The 25366-nt window shown below is 41.9% G+C and carries 24 protein-coding genes; 11 read left to right on the top strand and 13 right to left on the bottom strand.

Features of this window, described 5'->3' with window-relative positions; all coding sequences use genetic code 11:
• Positions 1-45: 45 nt before the first annotated feature.
• On the top strand, positions 46-2154 hold the full coding sequence (locus tag G7Y45_RS14595) for a S9 family peptidase (RefSeq protein ID WP_165015195.1): 2109 nt from the start codon (positions 46-48) through the stop codon (positions 2152-2154).
• 92 nt (positions 2155-2246) lie between these two features.
• Here the strand turns inward: G7Y45_RS14595 and G7Y45_RS14600 are convergent, their stop codons facing one another.
• The 5 genes from G7Y45_RS14600 to G7Y45_RS14620 all read right to left on the bottom strand — a co-directional run bounded on the left by G7Y45_RS14600 (position 2247) and on the right by G7Y45_RS14620 (position 6474).
• On the bottom strand, positions 2247-3242 hold the full coding sequence (locus G7Y45_RS14600) for an MBL fold metallo-hydrolase (RefSeq protein WP_005778223.1): 996 nt from the start codon (positions 3240-3242) through the stop codon (positions 2247-2249).
• 243 nt (positions 3243-3485) lie between these two features.
• Entirely contained in the window at positions 3486-4055 is a 570-nt protein-coding gene (locus G7Y45_RS14605) for a flavodoxin (protein WP_165015198.1), read from the bottom strand.
• A 176-nt stretch (positions 4056-4231) separates the two neighbouring features.
• On the bottom strand, positions 4232-4801 hold the full coding sequence (locus tag G7Y45_RS14610; RefSeq protein WP_005806553.1) for a sugar O-acetyltransferase: 570 nt from the start codon (positions 4799-4801) through the stop codon (positions 4232-4234).
• 245 nt (positions 4802-5046) lie between these two features.
• Entirely contained in the window at positions 5047-6126 is a 1080-nt protein-coding gene (locus G7Y45_RS14615) for a PspC domain-containing protein (protein ID WP_005778228.1), read from the bottom strand.
• 12 nt (positions 6127-6138) lie between these two features.
• Entirely contained in the window at positions 6139-6474 is a 336-nt protein-coding gene (locus G7Y45_RS14620) for a PadR family transcriptional regulator (RefSeq protein WP_005820533.1), read from the bottom strand.
• Between the two features lie 161 nt (positions 6475-6635).
• Here G7Y45_RS14620 and G7Y45_RS14625 point away from each other — a divergent pair, with 161 nt between their 5' ends.
• Positions 6636-7133 carry a GNAT family N-acetyltransferase gene (locus G7Y45_RS14625; protein WP_032530073.1) on the top strand — a complete coding sequence of 166 codons (498 nt, stop codon included), beginning with the start codon at positions 6636-6638 and terminating at the stop codon, positions 7131-7133.
• Between the two features lie 108 nt (positions 7134-7241).
• On the opposite strand, the gene G7Y45_RS14630 is transcribed toward G7Y45_RS14625, so the two are convergent.
• The 3 genes from G7Y45_RS14630 to uvrA form a co-directional block, all read right to left on the bottom strand.
• On the bottom strand, positions 7242-8900 hold the full coding sequence (locus G7Y45_RS14630; protein ID WP_005778234.1) for a peptide MFS transporter: 1659 nt from the start codon (positions 8898-8900) through the stop codon (positions 7242-7244).
• Positions 8901-8961: 61 nt separating this feature from the next.
• Entirely contained in the window at positions 8962-9441 is a 480-nt protein-coding gene (gene ybaK / locus G7Y45_RS14635) for a Cys-tRNA(Pro) deacylase (protein WP_005778236.1), read from the bottom strand.
• Positions 9442-9601: 160 nt separating this feature from the next.
• Positions 9602-12430 (bottom strand): excinuclease ABC subunit UvrA, encoded by a 2829-nt coding sequence (gene uvrA / locus G7Y45_RS14640; protein WP_005778238.1) that lies wholly within the window; start codon positions 12428-12430, stop codon positions 9602-9604.
• A 176-nt stretch (positions 12431-12606) separates the two neighbouring features.
• Here uvrA and G7Y45_RS14645 point away from each other — a divergent pair, with 176 nt between their 5' ends.
• Both G7Y45_RS14645 and G7Y45_RS14650 read left to right on the top strand, forming a co-directional pair.
• Positions 12607-14376, top strand: a complete 1770-nt coding sequence (locus G7Y45_RS14645) for a LysM peptidoglycan-binding domain-containing protein (protein ID WP_022012641.1) — start codon at positions 12607-12609, stop codon at positions 14374-14376.
• The gene (locus tag G7Y45_RS14650; protein WP_005806564.1) at positions 14373-15080 is read left to right on the top strand and encodes a porin family protein; all 708 of its coding nucleotides are present in this window, start codon (positions 14373-14375) and stop codon (positions 15078-15080) included. The genes G7Y45_RS14645 and G7Y45_RS14650 overlap by 4 nt, the downstream gene beginning before the upstream one ends.
• Positions 15081-15155: 75 nt before the next feature.
• On the opposite strand, the gene G7Y45_RS14655 is transcribed toward G7Y45_RS14650, so the two are convergent.
• The 5 genes from G7Y45_RS14655 to G7Y45_RS14675 all read right to left on the bottom strand — a co-directional run bounded on the left by G7Y45_RS14655 (position 15156) and on the right by G7Y45_RS14675 (position 18806).
• Complete coding sequence (locus G7Y45_RS14655; RefSeq protein ID WP_005778244.1) at positions 15156-15605, bottom strand: DUF4293 domain-containing protein; 450 nt, start codon at positions 15603-15605, stop codon at positions 15156-15158.
• Between the two features lie 109 nt (positions 15606-15714).
• Entirely contained in the window at positions 15715-16050 is a 336-nt protein-coding gene (locus tag G7Y45_RS14660) for a DNA-directed RNA polymerase subunit omega (RefSeq protein ID WP_005778246.1), read from the bottom strand.
• A 15-nt stretch (positions 16051-16065) separates the two neighbouring features.
• The gene (locus tag G7Y45_RS14665; protein ID WP_005806568.1) at positions 16066-16869 is read right to left on the bottom strand and encodes an outer membrane protein assembly factor BamD; all 804 of its coding nucleotides are present in this window, start codon (positions 16867-16869) and stop codon (positions 16066-16068) included.
• 186 nt (positions 16870-17055) lie between these two features.
• The gene (locus G7Y45_RS14670) at positions 17056-17481 is read right to left on the bottom strand and encodes a hypothetical protein (protein WP_005778250.1); all 426 of its coding nucleotides are present in this window, start codon (positions 17479-17481) and stop codon (positions 17056-17058) included.
• Between the two features lie 26 nt (positions 17482-17507).
• Positions 17508-18806, bottom strand: a complete 1299-nt coding sequence (locus G7Y45_RS14675) for a phenylacetate--CoA ligase family protein (RefSeq protein ID WP_005778252.1) — start codon at positions 18804-18806, stop codon at positions 17508-17510.
• Between the two features lie 115 nt (positions 18807-18921).
• On the opposite strand from G7Y45_RS14675, the gene uvrB reads away from it, so the two are divergent.
• The 7 genes from uvrB to G7Y45_RS14710 all read left to right on the top strand — a co-directional run bounded on the left by uvrB (position 18922) and on the right by G7Y45_RS14710 (position 25192).
• Positions 18922-20955: an excinuclease ABC subunit UvrB gene (gene uvrB, locus G7Y45_RS14680; protein WP_165015201.1), complete on the top strand. Its 2034-nt coding sequence runs from the start codon at positions 18922-18924 to the stop codon at positions 20953-20955.
• Positions 20956-21249: 294 nt separating this feature from the next.
• Positions 21250-21888, top strand: coding sequence for a vancomycin high temperature exclusion protein (locus G7Y45_RS14685; RefSeq protein WP_005806572.1), 639 nt, complete (start codon positions 21250-21252; stop codon positions 21886-21888).
• A 42-nt stretch (positions 21889-21930) separates the two neighbouring features.
• Positions 21931-22707: a transglutaminase-like domain-containing protein gene (locus G7Y45_RS14690; protein ID WP_165015282.1), complete on the top strand. Its 777-nt coding sequence runs from the start codon at positions 21931-21933 to the stop codon at positions 22705-22707.
• Between the two features lie 153 nt (positions 22708-22860).
• On the top strand, positions 22861-23238 hold the full coding sequence (locus G7Y45_RS14695) for a GxxExxY protein (protein ID WP_005778261.1): 378 nt from the start codon (positions 22861-22863) through the stop codon (positions 23236-23238).
• A gap of 64 nt (positions 23239-23302) precedes the next feature.
• Positions 23303-23767: a hypothetical protein gene (locus G7Y45_RS14700; RefSeq protein WP_044300243.1), complete on the top strand. Its 465-nt coding sequence runs from the start codon at positions 23303-23305 to the stop codon at positions 23765-23767.
• A gap of 244 nt (positions 23768-24011) precedes the next feature.
• The gene (locus tag G7Y45_RS14705) at positions 24012-24440 is read left to right on the top strand and encodes an Hsp20/alpha crystallin family protein (protein WP_005778266.1); all 429 of its coding nucleotides are present in this window, start codon (positions 24012-24014) and stop codon (positions 24438-24440) included.
• A gap of 296 nt (positions 24441-24736) precedes the next feature.
• The gene (locus G7Y45_RS14710; protein ID WP_165015204.1) at positions 24737-25192 is read left to right on the top strand and encodes a DUF6078 family protein; all 456 of its coding nucleotides are present in this window, start codon (positions 24737-24739) and stop codon (positions 25190-25192) included.
• The last annotated feature ends 174 nt before the right edge of the window (positions 25193-25366 follow it).

The following is a 25366-nucleotide window of genomic DNA, read 5'->3' on the forward strand; positions in this document are numbered from 1 at the left end:
TTTTTGCTTATCTTCGCAACTCAAATAATCAATTATTAAAAACTTATGAGACAAGTAAACCTATTTATTATGTCGGCAACAATGATGTTAGCATCCTGTGGCGGAACCAAGGATGCAGGCAAAACGGACCAGGCGCTGATCGGAAAATCCGATATCAAAATCGAGGGGAAGCGGATGACTCCCGAAGCACTCTGGGCAATGGGACGTATCGGCGGACTCTCCGTATCGCCCGATGGAAAGCAGATAGCCTATACAGTGGCTTACTACAGTGTACCCGAAAACAAAAGCAACCGGGAAGTTTTTGTGATGAACGCAGACGGAACCGACAACCGGCAAATCACTCACACTCCTTTTCAGGAAAATGAAGTGACTTGGGCAACGGACGGAAGCAAACTGCTTTTCCTGAGCAACGACAACGGCAGCAGCCAACTGTACGAAATGAACCCCGACGGTAGCGGACGCAAACAGATTTCCAATTATGACGGGGATATCGAAGGATATTCCATCTCGCCGGACGGCAAGAAGATACTGTTCATCGCCCAAGTAAAGACTGTTAAAAGCACGGCTGACAAATATCCTGACCTGGACAAAGCAACCGGCATCATCATCACCGACCTGATGTACAAACATTGGGATGAATGGGTGACAACTGCCCCCCACCCCTTTATCGCCGATTTCGATGGCAAGTCGGTAACCAACATCGTAGACGTGCTGGAAGGTGAGCCTTACGAAAGTCCGATGAAACCATGGGGAGGTATCGAACAACTGGCATGGAACACGACCTCGGATAAAGTGGCTTATACCTGTCGAAAGAAAACGGGACTGGCTTATGCCATTTCTACCAACTCGGATATCTATGTATACGACCTCAATACCAAGAAAACAATAAATATCACCGAAGGTATGATGGGTTATGATACTAATCCGCAATATTCTCCGGATGGAAAGAGCATCGCTTGGCAAAGTATGGAGCGTGATGGTTACGAAGCAGACCAGAACCGTCTCTTCATCATGAATCTGGAAACCGGAGAAAAACGTTTTGCCAGCAAAGCGTTCGATTCGAATGTAGATGCATTCGTATGGAGCCAGGATGCCAAGACGATCTATTTCACCGGTGTATGGCATGGTGAAACTCAAATCTACTCACTCGATCTGACCAATGATTCTGTACGTCCTGTCACTTCGGGTATGTACGACTATGAAGGCGTTGCCCTCTTCGGTGATAAACTGATCGCCAAACGTCACTCTATGAGCATGGGAGATGAAATTTATGCCGTTTCCCTGGATGGGCAGACGACACAACTGACTCAAGAGAACAAGCAGATCTACGATCAGATAGAGATGGGCAAAGTTGAAGGACGCTGGATGAAAACGACAGATGGTAAAGAAATGCTGACATGGGTCATCTATCCGCCCCAGTTCGATCCGAATAAGAAATATCCGACACTGCTCTTCTGCGAAGGCGGTCCGCAGAGCCCGGTAAGCCAATTCTGGAGTTATCGCTGGAACATGCAGATTATGGCTGCCAACGACTATATCGTTGTAGCACCGAACCGCCGCGGACTTCCCGGTTTCGGAGTGGAATGGAACGAAGCTATCAGCGGAGATTACGGTGGCCAATGCATGAAGGATTATTTCACGGCAATCGACGAAATGGCAAAAGAACCTTTCGTTGACAAAGACCACCTGGGCTGTGTGGGTGCCAGCTTCGGAGGATTCTCCGTCTACTGGCTGGCAGGACATCACGACAAACGTTTCAAAGCCTTCATTGCCCACGATGGTATCTTCAACATGGAGATGCAATACCTGGAGACAGAAGAGAAATGGTTTGCCAATTGGGATATGGGAGGCGCATACTGGGAAAAGCAGAATCCGGTTGCCCAGCGCACTTTTGCGAACTCTCCGCACTTGTTCGTCGAAAAATGGGATACCCCGATTCTTTGCATCCACGGTGAGAAGGATTACCGTATCCTTGCCAATCAGGCCATGGCTGCGTTCGACGCTGCCGTAATGCGTGGCGTACCGGCTGAACTGCTTATTTATCCGGACGAGAACCACTGGGTGTTGAAACCGCAAAACGGTGTGTTGTGGCAACGCACTTTCTTCGAATGGCTGGACGAATGGTTGAAACCAAACACAACAGATTCCAAATAAAGGCTCTGTTCTGCTAAAATAAAGGCTCTGTTCCGACGGAACAGAGCCTTTATTTTAGCAGAACAGAGTGTCCGTTTACTCCTTCGGAAAGCTTACATCCGCTTCAACTTGACAATCTCTCCAAGTACCGGAATATACACGTCTATCCTACGTTTCTTTGCTTCGGCAGCAAAAACCTGCGGAGGGTCATGCAGAGGTTCGTCCGACAAGTCGAACGTACCATAATGCATCGGGATGGTAAGAGCTGCTTTCATATCGGTGGACGCTGTCAGTGCATCGTAAGGTGAAATGTGATTGGGCTGCATAAACCAACGCGGCTTATAAGCACCGATACCCACCAAAGCATAATCGGGTGTCCCGAATAGTTCGGGTATCTCACGGAAATGCCTGGAATATCCGGTATCGCCACTGTAATAGATGGAGATGCCGTCACCCTGTACCATAAACGCTCCCCACAGCCTTCGTCCTCCGTCACGCACCGAACGCTTGCTCCAATGCTGGGCAGGAAGAAAAGTAATCTTCAACCTGTCATCTTCTATCTGTTGGTACCATCCAGCCTCCGTTACCTCAAGCTCCGGAAACCAACTCTTTATCAATTCACCGGTACCCAACCCACAGAAAAGTTTCATCCGGGGATTGTTCTTCACCAGCCGGGCTACACTTTGCTTATCCAAATGGTCGAAATGGTCGTGACTGATAAGCAAGTAATCTATATCGGTAAAAATATCGGGGTTTGCCGGAAAATCACTCTGACGTTTGACAAAAGGGATATCTCCAAAAACAGGATCGAACATGACACGTTTTCCTGCCAATTGAAGGAAGAAGGAGTTATGCCCCAGCCATATCAGCGAATTACCGACCACCCCTTCCAATGAACGCAGATAACTCATCCGGGGATTCCACTTCACACTCTTCTTCTCTTTCCGCTGCGGATTGGGAGAAAGGCGCCATTTCAAGACACTTCCCATCCCGGGACGAAAACGATGCTGGCGATTGACAAACTTTCCTCTCACCACAGGATTACCCCGCCAATGCGGGTTTACCGTTGCCAGTCTTTCATTTCTTCTGAAACATATATGCTCGCCCATACACTTATATACTTTTTTCGTTGTGTAACAAACAAAAATAACAAAAGATTTGTGTATAGTCGCAGAATAAGACATTTTTTTAACTTAAAAAGATCACCCTCACGTCAAACAGGATTGTAACGTGAGGGGTAATCTTCGCAAGCGTCATCCGTATGCAGTATGGCAAGTACGACCAGCATCGCTCTCTACAAGCCAATGCTACCGATAAATAAATACGTTATCATTGTTTTTGGTTCCAGATAGTCAGTACCCTAACTTATCGACCCACTCACGAATGGATTTTTCATTGGCACGATTAAGTAATCTTCCCTCTTTCCATTTCAAATTGTGATAGTCTTTTTTCAATGCTGTCACACTACCTGTAATACTGCTTCCTCCCGAAGTGGCAAAAGGTATGATGATCTTATTTTTAAGATCATGACTTTCAATGAAAGTGTTCACAACCCGAGGTGCAAGATTCCACCAGATGGGATAGCCGATAAAGATCACTTCATAATCGGCTATGTTTTCTTTTTTATTCTTAAGGACCGGACGTGATTTCAGATCGTTCATCTCCACCGAGCTGCGCGATTGTTTGTTATGCCAGTCAAGATCGGCATTCGTATAAGGTTTTGCAGGAGTGATGGCATACAGTTCACCACCCGTAACCTGAGCCAGTTTCTTTGCAGCTTCCGCCGTAGTACCGGTTGCCGAAAAGTAGGCAACTAAAATTCGTTTACCATTGTGCCCCTGCTTTATGGGATTTTGTACCGCTGCGTGTAAATTCATAAATAAGATTGCTAAAAGCGTTAGTAAAACAGATTTTGTTCTCATATTATTCAATATTTTAATAAGTTATTTTATTACTTTTCTCATACGTTTACGATTGCTGCAATGCAAGCCGTCGATCGTTGCCTGCCACCATCCTTTGCTAAAGCTCAAACCATACAGGAGTACTGTCAAATATACGGCAGTTATACTCCGAATTTAGCAACTCTTCATCTTCAGCTCTATTCAGGGACTATTGATTTGATGAATTTCGCCGGAACTCCTCCGACAATGACATTCGGCGGCACATCTTTTGTGACCACCGCTCCCGCCGCAATAACGGCATTGTCACCAATCATCACACCCGGAAGAATTGTGGCATTTGCCCCTACCCAGACATTTTTTCCTAAAACAATCGGAGCAGGATACGTTGTTCCGCGGTCTTCAGGAGCAAGCCCGTGATTAAGAGTGGCAAACACTACATTATGTCCGATTTGGCAACTGTCGCCAATGGTTATGCCACCGTGATCCTGAAAGTGGCAACAGGCATTTATGAATACATCATCACCTATCACTATATTCTTCCCAAAATCAGTATAGAACGGAGGAAATACGCGAAGTGTAGGCGGAACCGGACTTCCAAAAAGCTCGGATAATAAATTTCGTACTTCGGCCGGCGTATGGTAAGAAGCATTCAGCCTGAATGTAAAACGCCTTGCCTCGTTACTCATATCATCCATAAAACAGTGGATTTCTTCTGTGTTGAGAGGCTTACGTGACTTTACATACTCTTTAAAACTTTCGATAGTCATATTATTGTCGTTATAATTTTACTCATACATCTTTGGCTACATCCTATGCCGCGATACCAATCCGATAGCCGATATATTTAATTGCAAAATTACCGGAATAAAAAGGAGCGGTTGTATATGATTTACGGATACTCATACCCGAATCCCCGATTTTGAAATAAAACGCATATTATCTACAAAAAAAAATACCTTCCGGACACACAACGGAAGGTATTTCTACACATGTCAATCTATTCATGGACAGGTCATCCGACCAAAAGGAAAGGATAAGGCCATCCCAAATAAGACAGGTTGATAACAAAGATTACGGCTGCCAGCACCCACAGTATCAATAAAGACCATTTCAGTCCGGACGCCATAGCCGGCCAATCAAATATCTGTCGGAGAATAGCATAAATGATCCCCGCCAAAGGTATGCCCACCAATGCTACTCCTGCAATACTTCCTACAATGGTCATCATCGGCGAAGTGGAGATCAGCGGTGACCAATCGACTGCTGGCAGCATATGATAGAGAGCAGCTCCACCACCAATGGCTACTGCAATGGCAGCAATCACCAGAGCAACAAAAACAATGGCAAGCACAAAAAGCACCGGACTGCATATAATGGCGAGCACCACCAGACAGGCTTTCAGAAAGAAACCCGCTATCGATACCAACGCATCGCCCACCTTCTGCAGAAAACTGCGGGGCTTACCTGAATTTACATAATTGTTCACCCCGTTGGCTACCCTTTCAAACCCATCAGTCACCGTCTTACCGATATTCTCTATGGTGATATCCTCGCCGCGCATACTCAACTTCTCGGCTGCCGTACGGGCCTCGGGAATAATCAGCCAACAGATGATGTATATAGGAATCAACACTCCATATCCACAGATCAGCACAACGAACATAATCAGTCGCAACAGCGTTACATCCCAGTTCAGATATGCAGCCAGCCCGCTAATCACCCCTCCCAATATTTTATCATCCGGATTACGGTAAAAACGGCGATGAATGGTTGTGCCGGATTGTGCCCCTGTATGTCCGGCTGTCTTTTGAGGTTCGTCTTCCTCACTCTCCTCACCAAAATCTTCGGGTTTTCCCATCCGGGCAATCACTTCTTCTACGTCGGCAATCGTAATCACTTGCGATCCGGCAGCCAACTTCTCGGCAAATAGTTCGGAGATGCGATTCTCTATATCGTTCACAATCTCCTCTGCTCCTTCTTGTTTGCGAAAGTGAAGTTTTAGGTTGCACAAATAATTATCGAGCAACCGGTAGGCATCCTCGTCGATATGAAAAACGGTTCCACCTAAATTTACGGTTAATGTTTTTTTCATCTTTATTTCTTTTTAAATGGATTCTCTATTAGCAATATGATTCACAGTTTCGTTCAGCTCCCTCCACGAAAGTTCCAGTTCGCCAAGGAACAACTCGCCTTTCTCTGTCAGCTTATAATACTTCCGTGGCGGTCCCTGTGTAGATTCCACCCATTCGTAACTAAGTAAATCATCGTTTTTCAATCGGGTCAACAATGGATACAATGTGCCCTCCACCACAATCAGCTTTGCCTCTTTCAACTTCTGGATGATATCCGAAGCGTAAGCCGGCTCTTTATGCAACAGCAGCATGATGCAATATTCCAGCATGCCTTTTCGCATTTGCGACTTTACATTATCTACATTCATAAGCTTTACCTTTTTGATGCGACAAATATATGCATAACTTTAGTACTATGCAATGCAAAGTACCTTAAATTCATACTAATTAACTTATTAAGATACCTCCACCTTATTATAAAAGCAAATTATCACTATATTTGCGACATAAACCGAAAAATACAACAAACATGTTTACTATCCGAGAAGCCACTTCAGATGATTGCATACTGATTAACAAACTGGCGAAACAGGTATTTCCGGCTACCTACAAAGAAATACTTTCGCCCGATCAACTTGACTACATGATGGAATGGATGTACGCGCCCCTGAATATCCGCAAACAAATGGAAGAAGAAGGACACGTATACTTCATCGCTTACCAGGAAGATGAACCTTGCGGCTATGTATCAGTACAGCCTCAAGGAGATGATGTGTTTCATCTCCAGAAAATATATGTCCTTCCCTCTTTTCAGGGAGCACACCTGGGAAGCAAACTATTTGACCATGCAGTACAATACATCAAAGAGATTCATCCGTCTCCCTGTCTGATGGAATTAAATGTCAACCGGAATAACAAGGCATTGCACTTTTATGAACATAAAGGGATGAAAAAACTACGTGAAGGTGATTTTCACATCGGAAACGGATATTATATGAATGACTATATCATGGGATTGGAACTCTGATGCGCATGTAAAGAAAATGCCAATATAAGAAACGCCCCGTTACATATATTGTTATCGTAATAACAAATAATGTAACGGGGCGTTTGGTGTATAGATACAACCCAAAGGTTATGCTACTTTTTCAAGTTTCTTCATGATAGAGAAGATGAACAGAGCGGCCAGCAGACAGCATACGATAAGTACACTCCATACCATCCACAACTGCATGCCACCCCACAGATAACCAATGATGGCAACGAGGTAGTTACCAATGGCAGTTGCGGCAAACCATCCACCCATCATCATACCTTTGTATTTAGGAGGAGCTACTTTCGAAACAAACGAAATACCCATCGGAGAGAGGAACAACTCGGCGAAAGTAAGCACCAGATAAGTAGAGATCAACCAGTTTGGAGAAACCAGTGCGTCTTTCTCGATGCCACTGGCTGCCAGAGCATCCGGAGTAGGCAACCCGATAGACCCAATGGCCATTATCAAGAAACCGCATACGGCAATCATCATACCGATACCGATTTTACGCGGAGCAGAAGGTTCTTTCCCTTTTCTGGCAAGATATCCAAACACCGCCAGTGAAACCGGAGTCAAGGCAATCACGAAGAACGGATTGAATTGCTGGAAGATCTGAGGCAGAATATTAACAGTAGGATCCATAGAGCTATAGCTCCATCCCAGACAGAGAAGTGCGGCAGCAACTACTATACCGGCAATCATTTTTGATTTACCGGTCTTTCCCTGGAACAGTGAAAAAAGTCCGTAAATAACAATCAACAAGAAGGTGAGGTTCACGATATTGAAGCCCAAACGGTCGAGTCCGGTCACCTCTTGTGCGGTATAATCACGTGCAAAGAATGTCAGTGTCAGTCCGTTCTGGTGGAAAGCCATCCAGAAGAAAATAACTACGGCAAATACAAGCAACAAAGCCACGATGCGCTGTTTGGTTTGTTCCGGGGTCAACTTCTCCTCAACTACGTTAGCCGGTTTAGCTTGTTTAGAGTTGTAGTCGGCATGTTTAAATGTAGAGCGGAAAGCGACGTAAATCAACATCGAAATAATCAATGATACACATGCCACACCAAATCCATAGTTATATGCTTCAGAAAGCTTATCGATATAAGTAGTACAGAATGTGGCAATGTCGCCGGTAAAGTTCTGTGCAGCCTGCAATGATTCCAAAGTAGCCTGGTTAGCAGGAGTGATTGTACCGTCAAGATATTGATGTGCCAATGAAGGAATCTGAGGAACATACGAAAGCCCTGCCTTGCCCAACATATAGTTGGTTACCTTTGTAGCAGCTGTCGGAGCGTACATCGCACCGATATTGATAGCCATATAGAATATACTGAACGCCGTGTCACGTTTGGAGCTATATTCGGGGGCATCATACAAATTACCCACCATTACCTGCAAATTACCTTTAAAAAGTCCGGTACCGCAAGCAATCAGAGCCAGCGCACCAAACATCATTACTTTGCCGGAATCGTTGGAAGTCGGGATGGCAAGCAGTGCGTAGCCGATAAACATGACTACAATACCCATTGTCACCATTTTGCCATAACCAAACTTATCGGCAAGAATACCACCAAAGAACGGAATAAAATAAACAGCAGCCAAAAAGCATCCAAAAATGGTAGAAGTTTCAGCAGCAGTGTAACCAAACTTTGCTTGTAGAAACAAAGTAAAAATCGCAAGCATGGTATAGTAACCGAATCGCTCGCCTGTGTTGGCAAGTGCCAGAGCATACAAACCCTTAGGTTGTCCTTCAAACATAAAATTAGAATATTAGATTATTAAATAGATATTTTCTGCAAATATATACTTTTTACTGAAATTAAACAGTATATAATACACAAACTTCCGCCCGAACCTCGTTTATTAGCTCTTTAGGATCAATTTTTATCTGTAATCCGCGTTGCCCCGCACTTACATAAATATACGGAAACTCCAGACAGGTTTCATGGATATAGGTGGGAAAATGTTTTTTCATTCCGACAGGCGAACAGGCACCGCGGATATATCCGGTGACGGAAAGAAGCTCTTTCATAGGAATCATATCACAACTCTTATTACCGGACACCTTTGCGGCAAGCTTCAGATTTACCTCTTTGTCTCCGGGAATCACGCAAACGAAGTATCCCGTTTTATCGCCATGAAGCACAAGAGTTTTAAAAACCTGATCAATATTCTCTCCCAAACTGGCCGCTACATGCACAGCACTCAAATCATTTTCGTCTACCTCGTAAGGGATAAGTTCATAGGAAATTTTGGCCTTATCCAACAGACGGGCAGCATTGGTCTTATTGATTTTCATAGATATATGTATATTGGAGCAGCCATAGAAAAAAGCTGCTATTAGTAAGTTAATAACGTAACTCTACAAAGTTAACTTCGTAGTTGCAGGAAGTTAACTTTGTACAAATACGATATTAACTCTTTATTATTTAACAAGTTAATATCGTATATATAAATTATCAATCGATTCTCAGTTCTTCGCGAAGAAACTTCGGGGTATATCCTTTTGTACTCTTCGCAACCTCTTCCGGTGTCCCGAAACTGAGAAGTTCCCCTCCCCCTTTACCGCCTTCGGGGCCCATGTCGATAATGTAATCCGCCATCTTTATCACATCCAGATTATGCTCAATGACGATCACAGTATTACCTTTATCCACCAATTTATTTAATACTCCCATCAGCACACGGATATCTTCAAAATGCAGACCGGTAGTCGGTTCATCAAGAATATACAAAGTCTTTCCCGTATCTCGTTTCGAAAGCTCCGTTGCCAATTTTACGCGCTGGCTTTCACCTCCCGAAAGGGTGGTTGATGATTGCCCTAATTTAATGTATCCCAATCCAACATCCTGGATAGTCTTAATTTTGTTCAGAATCTGAGGAACATTTTCAAAGAACTCTACCGCACGGTTAATGGTCATATCGAGCACATCGGCAATGGATTTTCCCTTGAAACGCACTTCCAGAGTTTCGCGGTTATAACGTTTGCCATGACAAACTTCACATGGAACATATACATCGGGCAGGAAATTCATTTCGATTGTCTTGTAGCCATTCCCGGAACATGCCTCACAACGTCCTCCGGAGACATTGAAAGAAAAACGACCGGGTTTATAGCCACGAATCTTAGCTTCCGGCAATCCGACAAAAAGACTGCGGATATCTGAAAAGACACCGGTATAAGTGGCAGGATTGGAACGCGGAGTACGCCCCAACGGAGACTGGTCCACATTGACAACCTTATCTATGTTCTCCAATCCTTCAATAGAATCGTATTCCAAAGGATCCTGCAAAGAACGATAGAACTTCTGCGAAAGTATCGGTTGCAAAGTTTCATTTATCAACGTAGACTTACCACTACCGGATACTCCCGTAACACAAATCAGTTTGCCTAACGGAAATTCGACATCTACATTCTTCAGATTATTCCCTTTAGCGCCACGCAACCATAAAGATTTTCCATTACCGGGACGCCGCTTGGAAGGCACTTCGATGGCAGTTTGTCCGTTGAGATACTGTGAAGTAAGCGTACTGGTCTTCAACATCTTTTGCGGAGTTCCGGCAAAAACAACTTCTCCCCCCAGTCGTCCGGCTTTAGGCCCCATGTCAATCACATAGTCGGCAGCCAGCATCATATCTTTATCATGCTCTACCACGATCACAGAGTTACCCATATCACGCAGTTCTTTCAAGGAGTTGATTAACCGCAGGTTATCACGTTGGTGCAGCCCGATGCTCGGCTCGTCAAGAATATAAAGCACATTGACCAGTTGAGAACCAATTTGTGTGGCCAGACGGATACGCTGACTCTCCCCACCCGACAGACTGACGGAACTACGGTTTAAAGACAGATAATCCAATCCTACATCCAACAGGAATTTTAAGCGGGTACGTATCTCCTTCAAAATCTCTGCGGCAATCATTTTCTGCTTATCCGTCAGAAATTCGTCCACTTTCATCAACCAGTCATACAACTCATTGATGTCCATATTTGAAAGTTCATTGATATTTTTATCATGGATACGGAAGTGGAGTGCTTCCTTATTCAGTTTCGCTCCCTTACATTCAGGGCAAACTGTGGTTTTGGCAAATTGTTCCGCCCATTTCTGTGCAGTGGCCGAAGCATCTTTCTCCTGCAACATCTGGATATACTTGACAACACCTTCATACGTCACAAAATAATCGGAAGAAGTACCTATCAAAGAGCTTTTTATCTTGATACGTTCGTCCGAGCCATACAGAATCTCGTCGATTGCATCATTTGGCAAATCTTTTACGGGAGTCTTCAATGACGCATCATATTTCTCCAGCAAAGCACCGATCTGCCAGAAAATCATTGCATTCTTATATTTACCTAAAGGAGCTATCGCCCCTTCATATATAGACAACTCTTTATCAGGAATCACCTTATCTACATCAATCTGACTGACTACCCCCAATCCCTTACAACGCGGACAAGCTCCCTGCGGAGAATTGAACGAAAAGTTGTGCGGAGCCGGTTCACGATACGACAGTCCCGTGACAGGGCACATCAGGCGTTTACTGTAGTGACGGATACTCTCTGTCTGTGCATCAAGAATCATCAATAATCCGTCGCCCTGCCGCATAGCAGTAGCGACACTCTGTTTCAACCGCTTGTCATCCTTATCTTCCACGATAAGCTTATCCACAACGACTTCGATGTCGTGGTTTTTATAACGATCCAGTTTCAGTCCGTGGGTGATTTCGCGTACTTCTCCATCTATACGGACATACAAATATCCCTTTTTGCGAATCTGCTCGAAGAGTTCTTTGTAATGTCCCTTACGTGAACGCACCAAAGGTGCCAGCATATAAATTTTCTTTCCTTTATAATCTTTCAGGATCAGTTCCAGTATCTGTTCCTCAGTGTATTTCACCATCTTTTCTCCCGAGAGATAAGAATAGGCTATTCCGGCACGGGCATAAAGCAGACGGAGATAATCGTAAATCTCTGTAGTAGTGCCGACCGTGGAACGGGGATTTTTATTCGTAGTCTTTTGTTCTATGGAAATAACCGGACTCAACCCTGTAATCTTATCTACATCCGGACGCTCCAGATTGCCCAGAAAGTTGCGGGCATAAGCCGAAAAGGTTTCAATATAGCGGCGCTGGCCCTCTGCAAATATTGTATCGAAAGCAAGAGATGATTTCCCGCTTCCACTCAGTCCGGTAATCACAGTCAGGCTGTCACGTGGTATTTCCGCATCAATGTCTTTCAGATTGTGTACGCGCGCACCGTACACATTTATATATTCTGTTTCCTGCATACTCTAACTTTTATTGAGTTGCAAAATTAATGTTTCCGCCCGAAATATAGTTTTAAAAAACACAATATTATTTTCTTAACTCAATATATTATGTGAATCTATGACATTATTCGTACCTTTGCCGTAATCAATTGAGAATTGAATAGTAAAAATTACAAATTAAGATTAATAAATTGATGAAATCAATCAAACGAATCTTCTTTCTCCTGTCTTTTATAAGTGTTTCCTATTTAAGCACATTGGCACAAGAGAACCAATCCTACTTCCTTCACACTATTGAAAAGGGGCAAAGCTTATATTCCATCTCAAGTATGTATGGAGTCAGCAAAGCAGATATTATTCGCCTGAACCCCGGTTGTGAGGACAAAATCTATGCAGGACAAGCCATCAAAATCCCACAGAACAAAACCGCCCAGAAAAGTGAAATGTTCCATACCATTCAACCGGGAGAAACCCTTTATCGGTTGACAACCACCTATAAAGTTTCTGCAAAAGCCATTTGTGACGCCAATCCGGGATTAAGTGCAGAGAACTTCCGTATCGGACAGGTTATCCGTATCCCTTCCGCTGCAGAAGCCATCGACTCTACAGTAGAAGCAGTAGTCACAACTCCCGAACAACCCATTATCCAACCGGCTGTAAAGCCCCGTTGCAGAGACATGCACAAGGTGAAACGCAGAGAGACTATTTTCAGCGTCAGCCGTGAATATGGCATTTCTGAACAGGAACTGATTGCAGCCAATCCGGAGTTGAAGAACGGTATGAAGAAGGGACAATTCCTTTGTATCCCCTACCCGTCAGAGAAATCGGCAGTCACTACTCCACAGACAGACACCAATATCACACCGCCAAGCAACAGCGAATTGTTCCGTGAAAACAAAGAAACACCCAAAAGCATTTCTACCATCAAAGCGGCTCTCTTGTTACCCTTTGACGACAAAAGAATGGTAGAATATTATGAAGGCTTCCTGATGGCAGTCGACAGTCTGAAACGTACCGGCACTTCAATCGATCTATACGTCTACGATTGCAATAAAGAAAGTTCATCATTGAACAACATTCTGGCAAAAAGTGAGATGAAGAATATGAATGTCATTTTTGGTCCGGCACAGCAACAGCATATTAAACCGTTAGCAGCTTTCGCGAAGAAAAACGATATTCGCTTGGTTGTCCCTTTCTCTTCAAAAGAAGGCGAAGTATTCAGCAACCCGTTTATTTATCAAATCAATACTCCACAGTCTTATCTGTACTCCGAAGTCTACGAGCACTTCACACGTCAATTCCCGAATGCTAACGTGATTCTTTTGGAATCTTCGGTTGTGGATAAAGATAAAATTGAATTTATCAAAGGCTTAAAACAGGAACTGGGAAGCAAAGGGATTCCAGTGAAAACATTAAAGGAAAACGCCCCGGTGGAAACGCTGAAAGCAGCTTTGCGTAACGACAAAGAGAACTTCTTCATCCCCACCTCCGGTAACGATTTGACGCTTTTGAAAATCATTCCCCAATTGACATTACTTGTAAGAGATAACCCAGAAGCGCGTATTCATCTATTCGGTTATCCTGAATGGCAAACTTATACAAAGGATCATCTGGAAAGTTTCTTTGAGCTGGACACCTATTTCTATTCGTCATTCTACACGAATAATCTGCTACCTGCTGCAATCAACTTCACTCATGCTTATCGCAAATGGTACAGCAAAGAGATGGAAGAACGGTACCCGAAATACGGCATGCTGGGTTTTGACACAGGATACTTCTTCCTCAAAGGACTGTCCAAATACGGTTCCGAACTGGAAAAAAATCTCCCTCTGATGGATTTAACTCCTATCCAAACCGGATTTAAATTCCAACGTGTCAATAACTGGGGAGGATTTGTAAACAAGAAAGTATTCTTTGTCCATTTCACAAAGAACTTTGAATTGATTAAACTTGACTTCGAATGAAAAAGAATCAACTGAAATCAATCCTACTGGGAACTGCTTTGCTGGCAGGAATTGTACTGCCGGCAAATGCCCAGATAGGCGAACAACGACATAATTTTGCCATCGGAATTAATGGAGGTGCAAATTACAGTACCGTTTCTTTCCAACCTACCATTAAGCAAAACGGATTATTAGGAATTACCGGAGGAGTAACAGCACGTTATATTTCCGAAAAATACTTCGCTATGATTTGTGGAGCACAATTGGAACTTAACTTCTCGCAACGGGGATGGGACGAAAAATTCGACCCCGAGCAAGGCTTTTCTTCAGAAGACTCTTATGTCCGTACCCTGAACTACCTTGAAATACCTTTTCTTGCCCATTTGGCTTTCGGCAAAGACAGAGGAGCACAGTTCTTCATCAACCTGGGACCGCAAATAGGTTTCTTGTTAAGCGAAAACGAAAAAAGAGAAGGTAGTTGGAAAACAGCCAATCGGGCACCCAACGAACAATATGGAAAACGGATAGAAAATAAATTCGACTATGGAATTGCAGGTGGCGGCGGAATCGAAGTCAGGACTAAGGCCGGAAATTTTCTTTTAGAAGGAAGATATTATTTTGGACTGGCCGATTTTTATAACAGCACCAAAAAAGACTATTTTGCACGTTCGGCCAATAGTACCATTACAGCAAAAATCACTTATTTATTTGACATAAAGAAGTAAAAGCGTATAAATGAATTCACCACAAAGGATATGGTGTCCATAGAGACATCCTGTATCCTTTGTGGTGAATCTTTTTTATCGGAGACGGTCGGCAGCCTTTACCATCACTTCATCCCGTCCTATCGCACGAATAGCCAAATAGTTGAGAATAATCGAAATCAACGGCAGGCACAACGCCCATGAAATCTGAAAAGCAGCATTCAGATCTTTCTTCAGGACAAACATAAAAGCAAGAAAGGTAAGATAATAACCAATCAACAAAATGCTATTGAATATCGACATGCGAATCTGCAACATACGGTTCTTGAAAAGAAAGATTGTGGCAAATGCGATGATTGCACTAAGCAACAATATACCAAATACTCCCCAAGTAGAATAAAACATTCCGTTCTGTTCCACCCCCAATGGTTTGAAAGTATACATGGCAGCATCAGCACCTATAAAGCTGCCGACAGGCAGACACATACTTGTTATCAGTAATGCAGTAACAAGCAAAAGATAAATCGTTTGAATTCGTTGAATCATAGTTTTTAAAGTTGTGTTTAATCCGGAATAAAAAAGTCAAGCAATAAGAGATAGAAGAATAGACTCCTACTTACTACTTGACTGTTAACTCTTCAACCGGCGAAGAAAATTACTGTAATTTTTCTTTTTCCTTTGCCGGGTTTCTATAATAGATCTTTCCTTCTACATACTCTTGCGCAGCAATCAAATCGGGTTTCGGCAATTTCTCGTAGTAACGTGAAATTTCGATCTGCTCTCTATTTTCAAATACCTCCTCCAAATTATCGTTGTAGGAAGCAAACTCCGCAAGTTTCTTGGAAAGGTCGTTCTTTATTTCCACACTGATCTGATTGGCACGCTTACCAATGATAGCTACTGTTTCATAAACATTACCGGTATCGGCACATAAGTCCATCATATCACGGGTAATGGTATTCGTCGGAGCATTTGTTTTCTTGTAATCCATAAATCTATTTATAATTTAGTCTTTAATTACTTTTTGAGAATCTTTGAATATCCTTTCGGCTTCCTTCAGATATTTACTTTCCGGAAATTCATTCTTGAAAGCATAATATTCGTCTACCGTTTCACGGTAACGATCCATCTTCTTGTCTTCCACACTATTCACCGCCATTTCATACTTGGCCCGGAGAATCAATATAGATAGTTCTTCACGATAATCAGTATAAGGATAGTCCTTTAAAGCATTCTGGGCAGTGATCACACAAGACATGAAGTTATTGCCCAGATAATTACCAAGATTATAATATAATCTGGCAGACAGAAGTTCTTTCAAAACCAACTTGTCCTGCAAAGCAAAAATCATATTTTGTGCCTCCTGTTTTCTGCTGCTCTGGGGATAATATTCCAGAAACATCTGCAACTGCTGGATAGCCTGATAAGTACTTGATTGATCCAAACGGGGTTCGGGAGTATCCAAATACAGAGCTTTACCGGCATGGAAGCGGGCCAACTCTGAGAACTGACCGCGCGGATATGTATTGAAGTAAGTGATAAATGACTGGGCCGCAGTAGAATAATCTTTCTGATTATAATAACTCATAGCCAGCATGTATAATGATTCTTCTGCTTTATCCGTACCTTTCAGGATAGTTATCAACTCGTTCAGCAATGTAGCCGATCGATTATACTGACCTTTAGCGAAGTAGTTCTTAGCGGCCTCATACTTGTATTCGTAATCGGTGCTTTTTAGCAACTTATTGTACTCTCCACACGAGGATAAAACAGTAGCTGCAAGCAGCGTTATAATGATGTTCTTCTTCATTCTGTATTTAAATAATGCGCAAAGTTAAAGATTCGCGCTGAATAAACCAATTAATCAATGTTTTTTAAGATAAAAAAGAATGGAAGAATAGAGTTTAGTTACGAATAGTGAACAAGCGATGATGGATGGCTAATTTATAAACAATGCAACAGTCATTCACTAACCACCCATCACTACTCACAGGTTTTACAGTTTATACAGGTCGCTTGCCGCCAGCAAGTCAACTTTCTTCTCTGTTAACACTCGGATACAATTTTCCATATCGTTGGGACGGATAATCACATTTGCAGAATTATTATTGGCAAATGAATACATATATTCAATGAAAACCCCTTCATTGGAAAGATATTGTAATACTTTAGCCAACGCACCGGGCACGTTAGGGCAGTTAATACCTACTACCTCCGTCACATTGACTGCGAAATGGTTATCTTTTAAAGCTTTGTAAGCCTTATCCGGATCGGATACAATTCCGCGGAGAATACCAAAATCGGCGTTCTCAGCAATGCAAAGAGCCGAAAGATTAATACCTTCCTTTGCCAATACTTCAGTCACCTCTGTCAGTCGGCCTGATTTATTTTCCAAAAAAATGGAAAGTTGTTTTGCTACCATAATAAATGACTTTATATTTATATTCGTTATAGTTTTCTATTATCAATCACACGCTTCGCTTTACCCACACTACGCTCGATGCTGCGAGGTTCCACCAACTTCACATCTACTCCCAAACCTAACACACTCTGCAAACGTGCTGTCAGCTTTTTCTTTAAAGCCAGCATCTTATTTATTTCATCCGAATAATAGTCCGGACGAACTTCAACTTTCAGTTCCATAGTATCCGTATTATTCTTACGGTCGATAGTCAGCAGATAATGCGGCTCAAACTCTACCATTTCCAAAATAACAGATTCAATCTGTGTGGGGAATACATTGACTCCACGGATAATAAGCATATCATCGCTGCGTCCCAGAATACGATCCATACGTACCAAAGTACGTCCACAAGAGCATTTTTCATAATGCAATGCGGTCAGATCTTTCGTCCTGTAACGCAATAGAGGCATACCCTCTTTAGTCAGATGGGTGAAAACCAATTCACCGGTTTGCCCGGGCTCTACAGGCTGTAATGTATGCGGATCTATTATTTCAGGGAAGAAATGATCTTCATTCAAGTGGGTGCCGTTTTGACACTCACATTCATATCCGACGCCGGGACCTGCAATTTCACTTAATCCATATATATCATAAGCCTTAATCCCTAATTTTGCCTCGATGTCTTTACGCATGCTTTCTGTCCAGGGTTCTGCACCGAAGGCGCCTGCTTTCAGCTTAAACTCTTCACGCGGGAAACCGGAATCATTAATCGCATCAGCCAGATAAAGGGCATAAGACGGTGTACAACATAGGACGGTTGATCCGAAATCATGCATCAAAGTAATCTGTTTCTCCGTATTACCACTCGACATAGGAATAACTGAAGCCCCGATATTTTCGGCACCGGCATGTGCTCCCAGCCCACCTGTAAACAGACCGTAGCCATATGACACCTGAAATATATCCGAACGGCTTGCTCCATAGGCCGTAAAGGCACGGGACAAACACTCTGCCCAGGACGATAAGTCTTTACGGGTATACCCTACTACAGTCGGTTTGCCGGTAGTACCCGATGATGCATGGATACGTACAATCTGACTCATAGGCACGGCACACAGTCCGAATGGATAATTGTCGCGTAAATCTAATTTAGTGGTAAATGGTAGTTTGGAGATGTCTTCTATTCCGTTGATATCATCAGGAGTGATACCTAATTCTTGCATTTTCCTACGATAGAACGGCGTATTGTGATAAACGTATTCTACTATTTTCTTTAGTCTAATGCTCTGGATTTTACGCAAATTATCGCGTTCCATGCATTCGATGCTCTCATTCCAAATCATGTCTTTCGTTGTATTTTGTTAGTTATGTTGTGCAAAGTAAAGGATTTATTTTAAAAATCTATTTGTTTATCTCAACTATTTTGCCGAATATTGTCTTCTGAAAGAAAAAAGAAACATGAATTTTGAATTAACATCCGCATACAAGCCAACCGGAGATCAGCCGGAAGCAATCGCACAACTGACTGAAGGAGTTCTTGAAGGTATACCGGCACAAACGTTACTGGGTGTAACCGGTTCCGGAAAGACATTTACCATTGCCAATGTTATTGCCAATATCAATAAACCTACGTTGATTCTGAGCCATAACAAAACGCTGGCAGCTCAGCTATATGGTGAGTTTAAAGGATTTTTCCCCAATAACGCTGTCGAATATTACGTCTCTTATTACGATTATTACCAGCCGGAAGCCTACCTTCCGAGTTCGGATACATATATAGAAAAGGACCTCGCTATCAATGATGAAATTGACAAGCTCAGATTGGCTGCAACTTCAGCTCTCCTTTCCGGAAGAAAAGATGTGGTGGTGGTATCTTCCGTATCTTGCATCTATGGTATGGGAAATCCGTCGGATTTCTATAATAATGTTATTGAAATAGAGAGAGGACGAACCATCAACCGCAATGTGTTTCTCCGACGATTGGTAGATAGCCTGTATATGCGTAACGACATTGAACTCAATCGTGGAAATTTCCGGGTAAAAGGAGACACGGTAGACATTTATCTGGCCTACTCGGACAATTTACTTCGGGTTACCTTTTGGGGGGATGAAATTGACGGCATCGAAGAAGTAGATCCGGTTTCCGGAGTAACCATCGCACCTTTTGAGGCTTATAAAATATATCCCGCCAACCTGTTTATGACTACCAAAGAAGCAACCTTACGCGCCATCCATGAAATAGAGGATGATCTCACCAAACAGGTTGCCTATTTCGAATCTATCGGCAAAGAATATGAAGCGAAACGCCTTTATGAGCGAGTAACATATGATATGGAAATGATACGGGAACTGGGTCATTGTTCCGGCATCGAAAACTATTCACGATACTTTGACGGTCGTGCAGCAGGTACACGCCCTTACTGTCTGTTAGATTTTTTTCCGGATGATTTCTTGATTGTAATAGATGAAAGTCATGTAAGTGTTCCGCAAATACGTGCTATGTACGGAGGAGACCGGGCCCGCAAAATTAACTTGGTGGAATATGGCTTCCGACTGCCTGCCGCAATGGACAATCGCCCGTTAAAGTTCGAAGAATTCGAATCAATGGCTAAACAGGTTATCTATGTAAGTGCTACCCCCGCCGATTACGAACTGGTGCAATCAGAAGGCATCGTCGTTGAGCAAGTGATCCGCCCTACCGGTCTATTGGATCCTATTATCGAAGTACGCCCCAGTCTAAACCAAATAGACGATTTGATGGAAGAGATCCAACTCCGTATCGAACGGGAAGAGCGCGTACTCGTAACTACTCTGACTAAACGTATGGCTGAAGAATTAACGGAATATCTATTAAATAATAATGTACGTTGCAACTATATCCACAGCGATGTGGATACCTTAGAGCGCGTCAAGATCATGGATGATCTTCGCCAAGGTGTATATGACGTATTGATCGGGGTAAATTTATTACGTGAAGGACTTGACCTTCCGGAAGTATCACTGGTGGCCATCCTCGACGCAGATAAAGAAGGTTTTCTCCGTTCACACCGCTCATTAACCCAAACGGCCGGACGAGCTGCCCGAAACGTAAACGGAATGGTAATCATGTATGCCGACAAGATCACGGACAGCATGCGACTGACCATTGACGAAACTAACCGCCGCCGCGAAAAACAACTCGCATACAATGAAGAGCATGGAATCACTCCACAGCAGATTAAGAAAGCACGCAACCTGGCTGTATTCGGTAATGGTAACGAAATGGAGGAAACGCAAAAAGCAACCCGTGCATACGTGGAACCCTCTTCACCCAATATTGCCGCAGACCCGGTCGTACAGTATATGAGTAAAGCTCAGCTGGAGAAAAGTATGGAACGCACCCGTAAACTGATGCAAGAAGCAGCTAAGAAGCTGGAATTCATTGAAGCTGCCCAATACAGGGACGAATTGCTCAAGATGGAAGACTTAATGAAAGAGAAGTGGCCAGGATAAAAAGCACCTTGGTTTTGATAGAATAACAAGTAGTTAGAATATATCGGAGAAACCATCTTTTTCTTAATTATCCTAACAAATTCAATTAAGAAATAAAATAAATGTTATAAAATCAGGCGTTTCTAATAAAACGCTTGCCAATACTTGAAAAAGCTGTATCTTTGCAATGTGTTTTTCATAGTATTAGATTTAAGGTTAACAAAGGTTGGAGCAAGGCGTTGCTCCTTTTTTTATGCTTTCAAGTCAACTTTCAACCCAAATCCCTATCTTTGCAAAGAACTCTGAATATAAAAAATGAAAAAGATTATCTTTATAGGAGCACCTTTATTGCTGACAGTTCTTGTAATTACCATCTATGTATGTAATCGGACTATTCAGAAAAACAGTGAAGCATATCTTTATTCAACAGTATCCGATATTCCCTATAATAAAGTAGGTCTGTTATTGGGCACCTCGCCCAAATTGAAAAACGGGAAAAACAATCTGTATTTCGACTATCGGATTAAAGCTGCCACAGAATTATATAACGCAGGAAAAATCAAATATATATTGGTTAGCGGTGACAATCGGAGAAATGATTATAATGAACCCGAAGAAATGAAGCAGGCATTAATTGCCACAGGTATTCCCGAACAGCAAATCATATTAGACTATGCCGGTCTGAGAACATTGGACTCTGTTATAAGAGCGCATTTAATTTTTGGTCTGGAGCGTTTCACTCTGATTTCACAAGAATTTCACAATGAACGGGCTATTTTTCTGGCTCAGCAAAACCATCTTCAGGTTATTGGATATAATGCTCAGGACGTGAGTGCATATGCCGGCTTTAAAACCAACCTTCGAGAATTACTGGCAAGAGTAAAAGTCTTTATGGATATCATTACCGATAAAGCTCCCAAACATCTTGGGGAAAAGATAGAGATACCGGAATAATAATTTTAATATTTCCCTAATAACTCAGTTATCATGAAAAACATGCAAAAGTTGCTATTTCTTTTTTTATTGTCGCTGATGCCATTTTCTTTCCTGTGTCATGCTCAGACGACTTATCGAATGGTGACAAGAAATTACTCTCCGGTCACAGATTCTTATCCACAAAAGGTTTCTGATTTTAAAAAGGCAGACAGTGTCTACCATTTCACCGTAAAAGTATCCAAAGCTTATGACGATACCTTAAAAAGAAAAGTAGCAGAAAAGGCCCTTTATATCCCCAATGACATCTATGACGAAGAGGTTGCTCCTTATCTGAACCCAACCAAACTTATCGACTATTCTTCTCCTACTATCGAACTCATAACAGACTCTTTATTCAAAGGTGAAGACAGTACAATGATAATTATTAAAAAAGGCTTAGAGTTTGTATCCCATTATATAAGTTTTGACGATTCTTTAGCCATGGCTATTTCAAAAGGTGATTGTAAAACATTGGATGTAAATCATATCCTCCAAAGAAAGAAAGGTACTTGTAGCGAATACACCAATTTGTTCACGGCACTTATGAGAAAGAAAGGAATTCCTTGCCGTTTTGTTGCCGGCTTTATTTTTATACCTGAACAAAAATTCTATGGATGTCATGCCTGGGCCGAATGTTACCTTAAACAATACGGATGGATGGCAGTAGACCCGCAATCTGGAAAAAGCTGGCTACCGACAACTATAATCCGACTCTTTGCCGGAAAAGATTATGCAGACTGCGGACTGAACTCTTTCATGGATTTAGTACCTAAATCTATAGAAATAGTAAAAGAATAAATACATATCAAAAATATAGAAAGGTGAATAACATTCAGATAATTATGGAACAACAACTTCAACTCAACGACCATAACAAACAAGAATATCCCTCTATGCATACGAAAGAGACATATTATTTTGTTTTTTAGACATAAGAACAAAAGAAGGAATATGGAAATAGAAAGTTTGATAAAAACTATTATTCAGTGTGCATATAATGTAAGAACACATCTTGCTGCGGGTTTTCTTGAAAGTGTTTATCAGAAAGCATTGATGATTGAATTAAAGGAAAAAGGTATTCATGCAGATACAGAAATGCCTATAAATGTATATTACAAAAATGAAATTGTGGGAGAATTTAGAGCGGACATAATCGTAAAAGGAGAAATAATCATTGAGCTTAAAGCTGTACAGCATCTTCTTCCCATACACGAAACCCAATTAGTAAATTACTTAACCGCTACCAATACAGACCACGGCTTATTAATAAACTTTGGCGGTGAACGCATTGAAATAAAAAGAAAATTCAGAGAATATAAACATTTATAATCACCCATAAGAAAAAATATGTTCTTTTGTTCTTATGTCTAAAAACAATAAAAATTTGTCTATTATGGAAATAAACCAAGCAGCCCCCAAGTTTCAGGATGTGTCAATTGCACCTATGCATACAGCAGAGCATTTGCTCAATGCTACTATGGTAAAAACATTCGGATGTCCACGTTCACGTAATGCACATATCGAAAAGAAAAAGAGCAAATGTGATTACGAACTTCCGGTTTGCCCAACCGAGGAGCAGATTCATGCCATTGAAGAAAAAGTAAACGAAGCCATCAATCGCCATTTACCTGTAACCTGTGAGTTCATGACACACGAAAAAGCCCAAAGCATTGTAGACCTGAGTAAGCTTCCGGAAAATGCAAGCGAAATGTTGCGTATTGTTAGAATAGGAGATTACGATGCCTGCGCCTGCATCGGGCAACACGTAGAAAACACATCGGAAATAGGCATCTTTAAAATTATCAGTTACGACTATGCCGACGGAAAATTACGCCTTAGATTCAAACTGATAAAATAGGCATGTAATGATATCGAACGACCAAGGGATTTTTAACAAATATCTTATCAAAGTATAAATAGGAGAACAATTTGACAGCAAGATAGCAAGTTTGACATTACATCTCTGACATTTAGTCAAACAAAGAAAGAATATGGCACTGGCACAGGTTTTGTATCTTCTTTAGTGAACAACGGTTCAAAAGAAAGAGCCGGAGTTCAAAAATTAACCTGAATGTTTAACTAAAAAGATAGGAGACTAAATTATGATGCCTGTTAGAAGATCTCAGAATTGGTTACCAAGTATCTTTAATGATTTCTTTGATAACGAATGGATGGTAAAAGCAAATGCTACTGCACCTGCTATTAACGTAATTGAAACTGAAAAAGCCTACAAAGTAGAGCTGGCTGCACCGGGAATGACCAAGGAAGATTTCAACGTGCGTATTGACGAAGAAAACAACCTGGTAATTTCAATGGAAAAGAAAACTGAAAACAAAGAAGAGAAAAAAGACGGTCGTTATCTGCGCCGTGAGTTTTCGTACTCAAAATTCCAGCAGACAATGATTCTGCCTGAAAATGTAGACAAAGATCACATTTCCGCACAAGTAGAAAATGGAGTTTTGAACATTGAATTGCCCAAATTAAGTGAAGAAGAAGTGAAGAAACCGGACAGAACCATTGAAGTTAAATAAGCTCATTGAATAAGGAAAGGTCCCCTAACACAAAGAGGACTAAGGGCTACACCGGAATTATTCTCCCTAAGGAGATGAAGTTCCGGTGTATTTTTTTATAAAGTGCAACACAATTAGCCCACGCCAAGATAGAATAAAACAAACATTATATCATTATTCCTTCAATAACATCAAGTCTGTCATCCATCTTTTTTGAATATTCAACCGGCACTTCATCAATTAGATTGCTTTAATTAGGGAATTTGGTAATATATGTTGTACCTTTGTAAAACTATTATTAACCTATTATATATACAATGGAAAAAGAAACGTTCGACTACTCAATGGTTCCCAATAATTTTAGTTTATGTATAGAACAAAATTGTCCAAATGCCGATACTTGCCTGCGTCGCATTGCGTACGATCATGTTCCGGCAAGTATAACTTTTCTGTCTATACTGAATCCGAAAGCAAATAAAGAAGCGACAAGAAAGAGATGTCAACATTACTGTTCAAACGAAAAAGTACGTTATGCTAAAGGATTTGTACGCACTACGGGAGTCCTGACGGTAAATGCAGCAAGTACATTCCGCTACAAGCTAATTGCCACTTGGGGAATCAGACGATATTACCAGAAGCGAAAAGGGGAAACTTTACTCTCTCCCGCCGAACAACTACAAGTCATCTCACTTGCCCAAAAGCTGGGCGTTCATCAAGAAGAATACTTTGATAATTATATAGAAGAGTACAAATGGCATAATGAAACCGATTAAAGGATCACTTCATATTACCAGATCTACCTTTTAACAATAGGGCCTAACTCCTCCGGCCCCAAAGGAATATTCCGTTTACATACCGGGGTAAAGGCATTTACATACCGGGGTAAAAGGATTTACGCACGGAGGTAAAAGACGTTACATACCGAGGTAAATGGTTTTACATAGTAA

The sequence above is a fragment of the Bacteroides sp. ZJ-18 genome, assembly GCF_011038705.2.
Taxonomy (GTDB): Bacteria; Bacteroidota; Bacteroidia; order Bacteroidales; family Bacteroidaceae; genus Bacteroides; species Bacteroides hominis.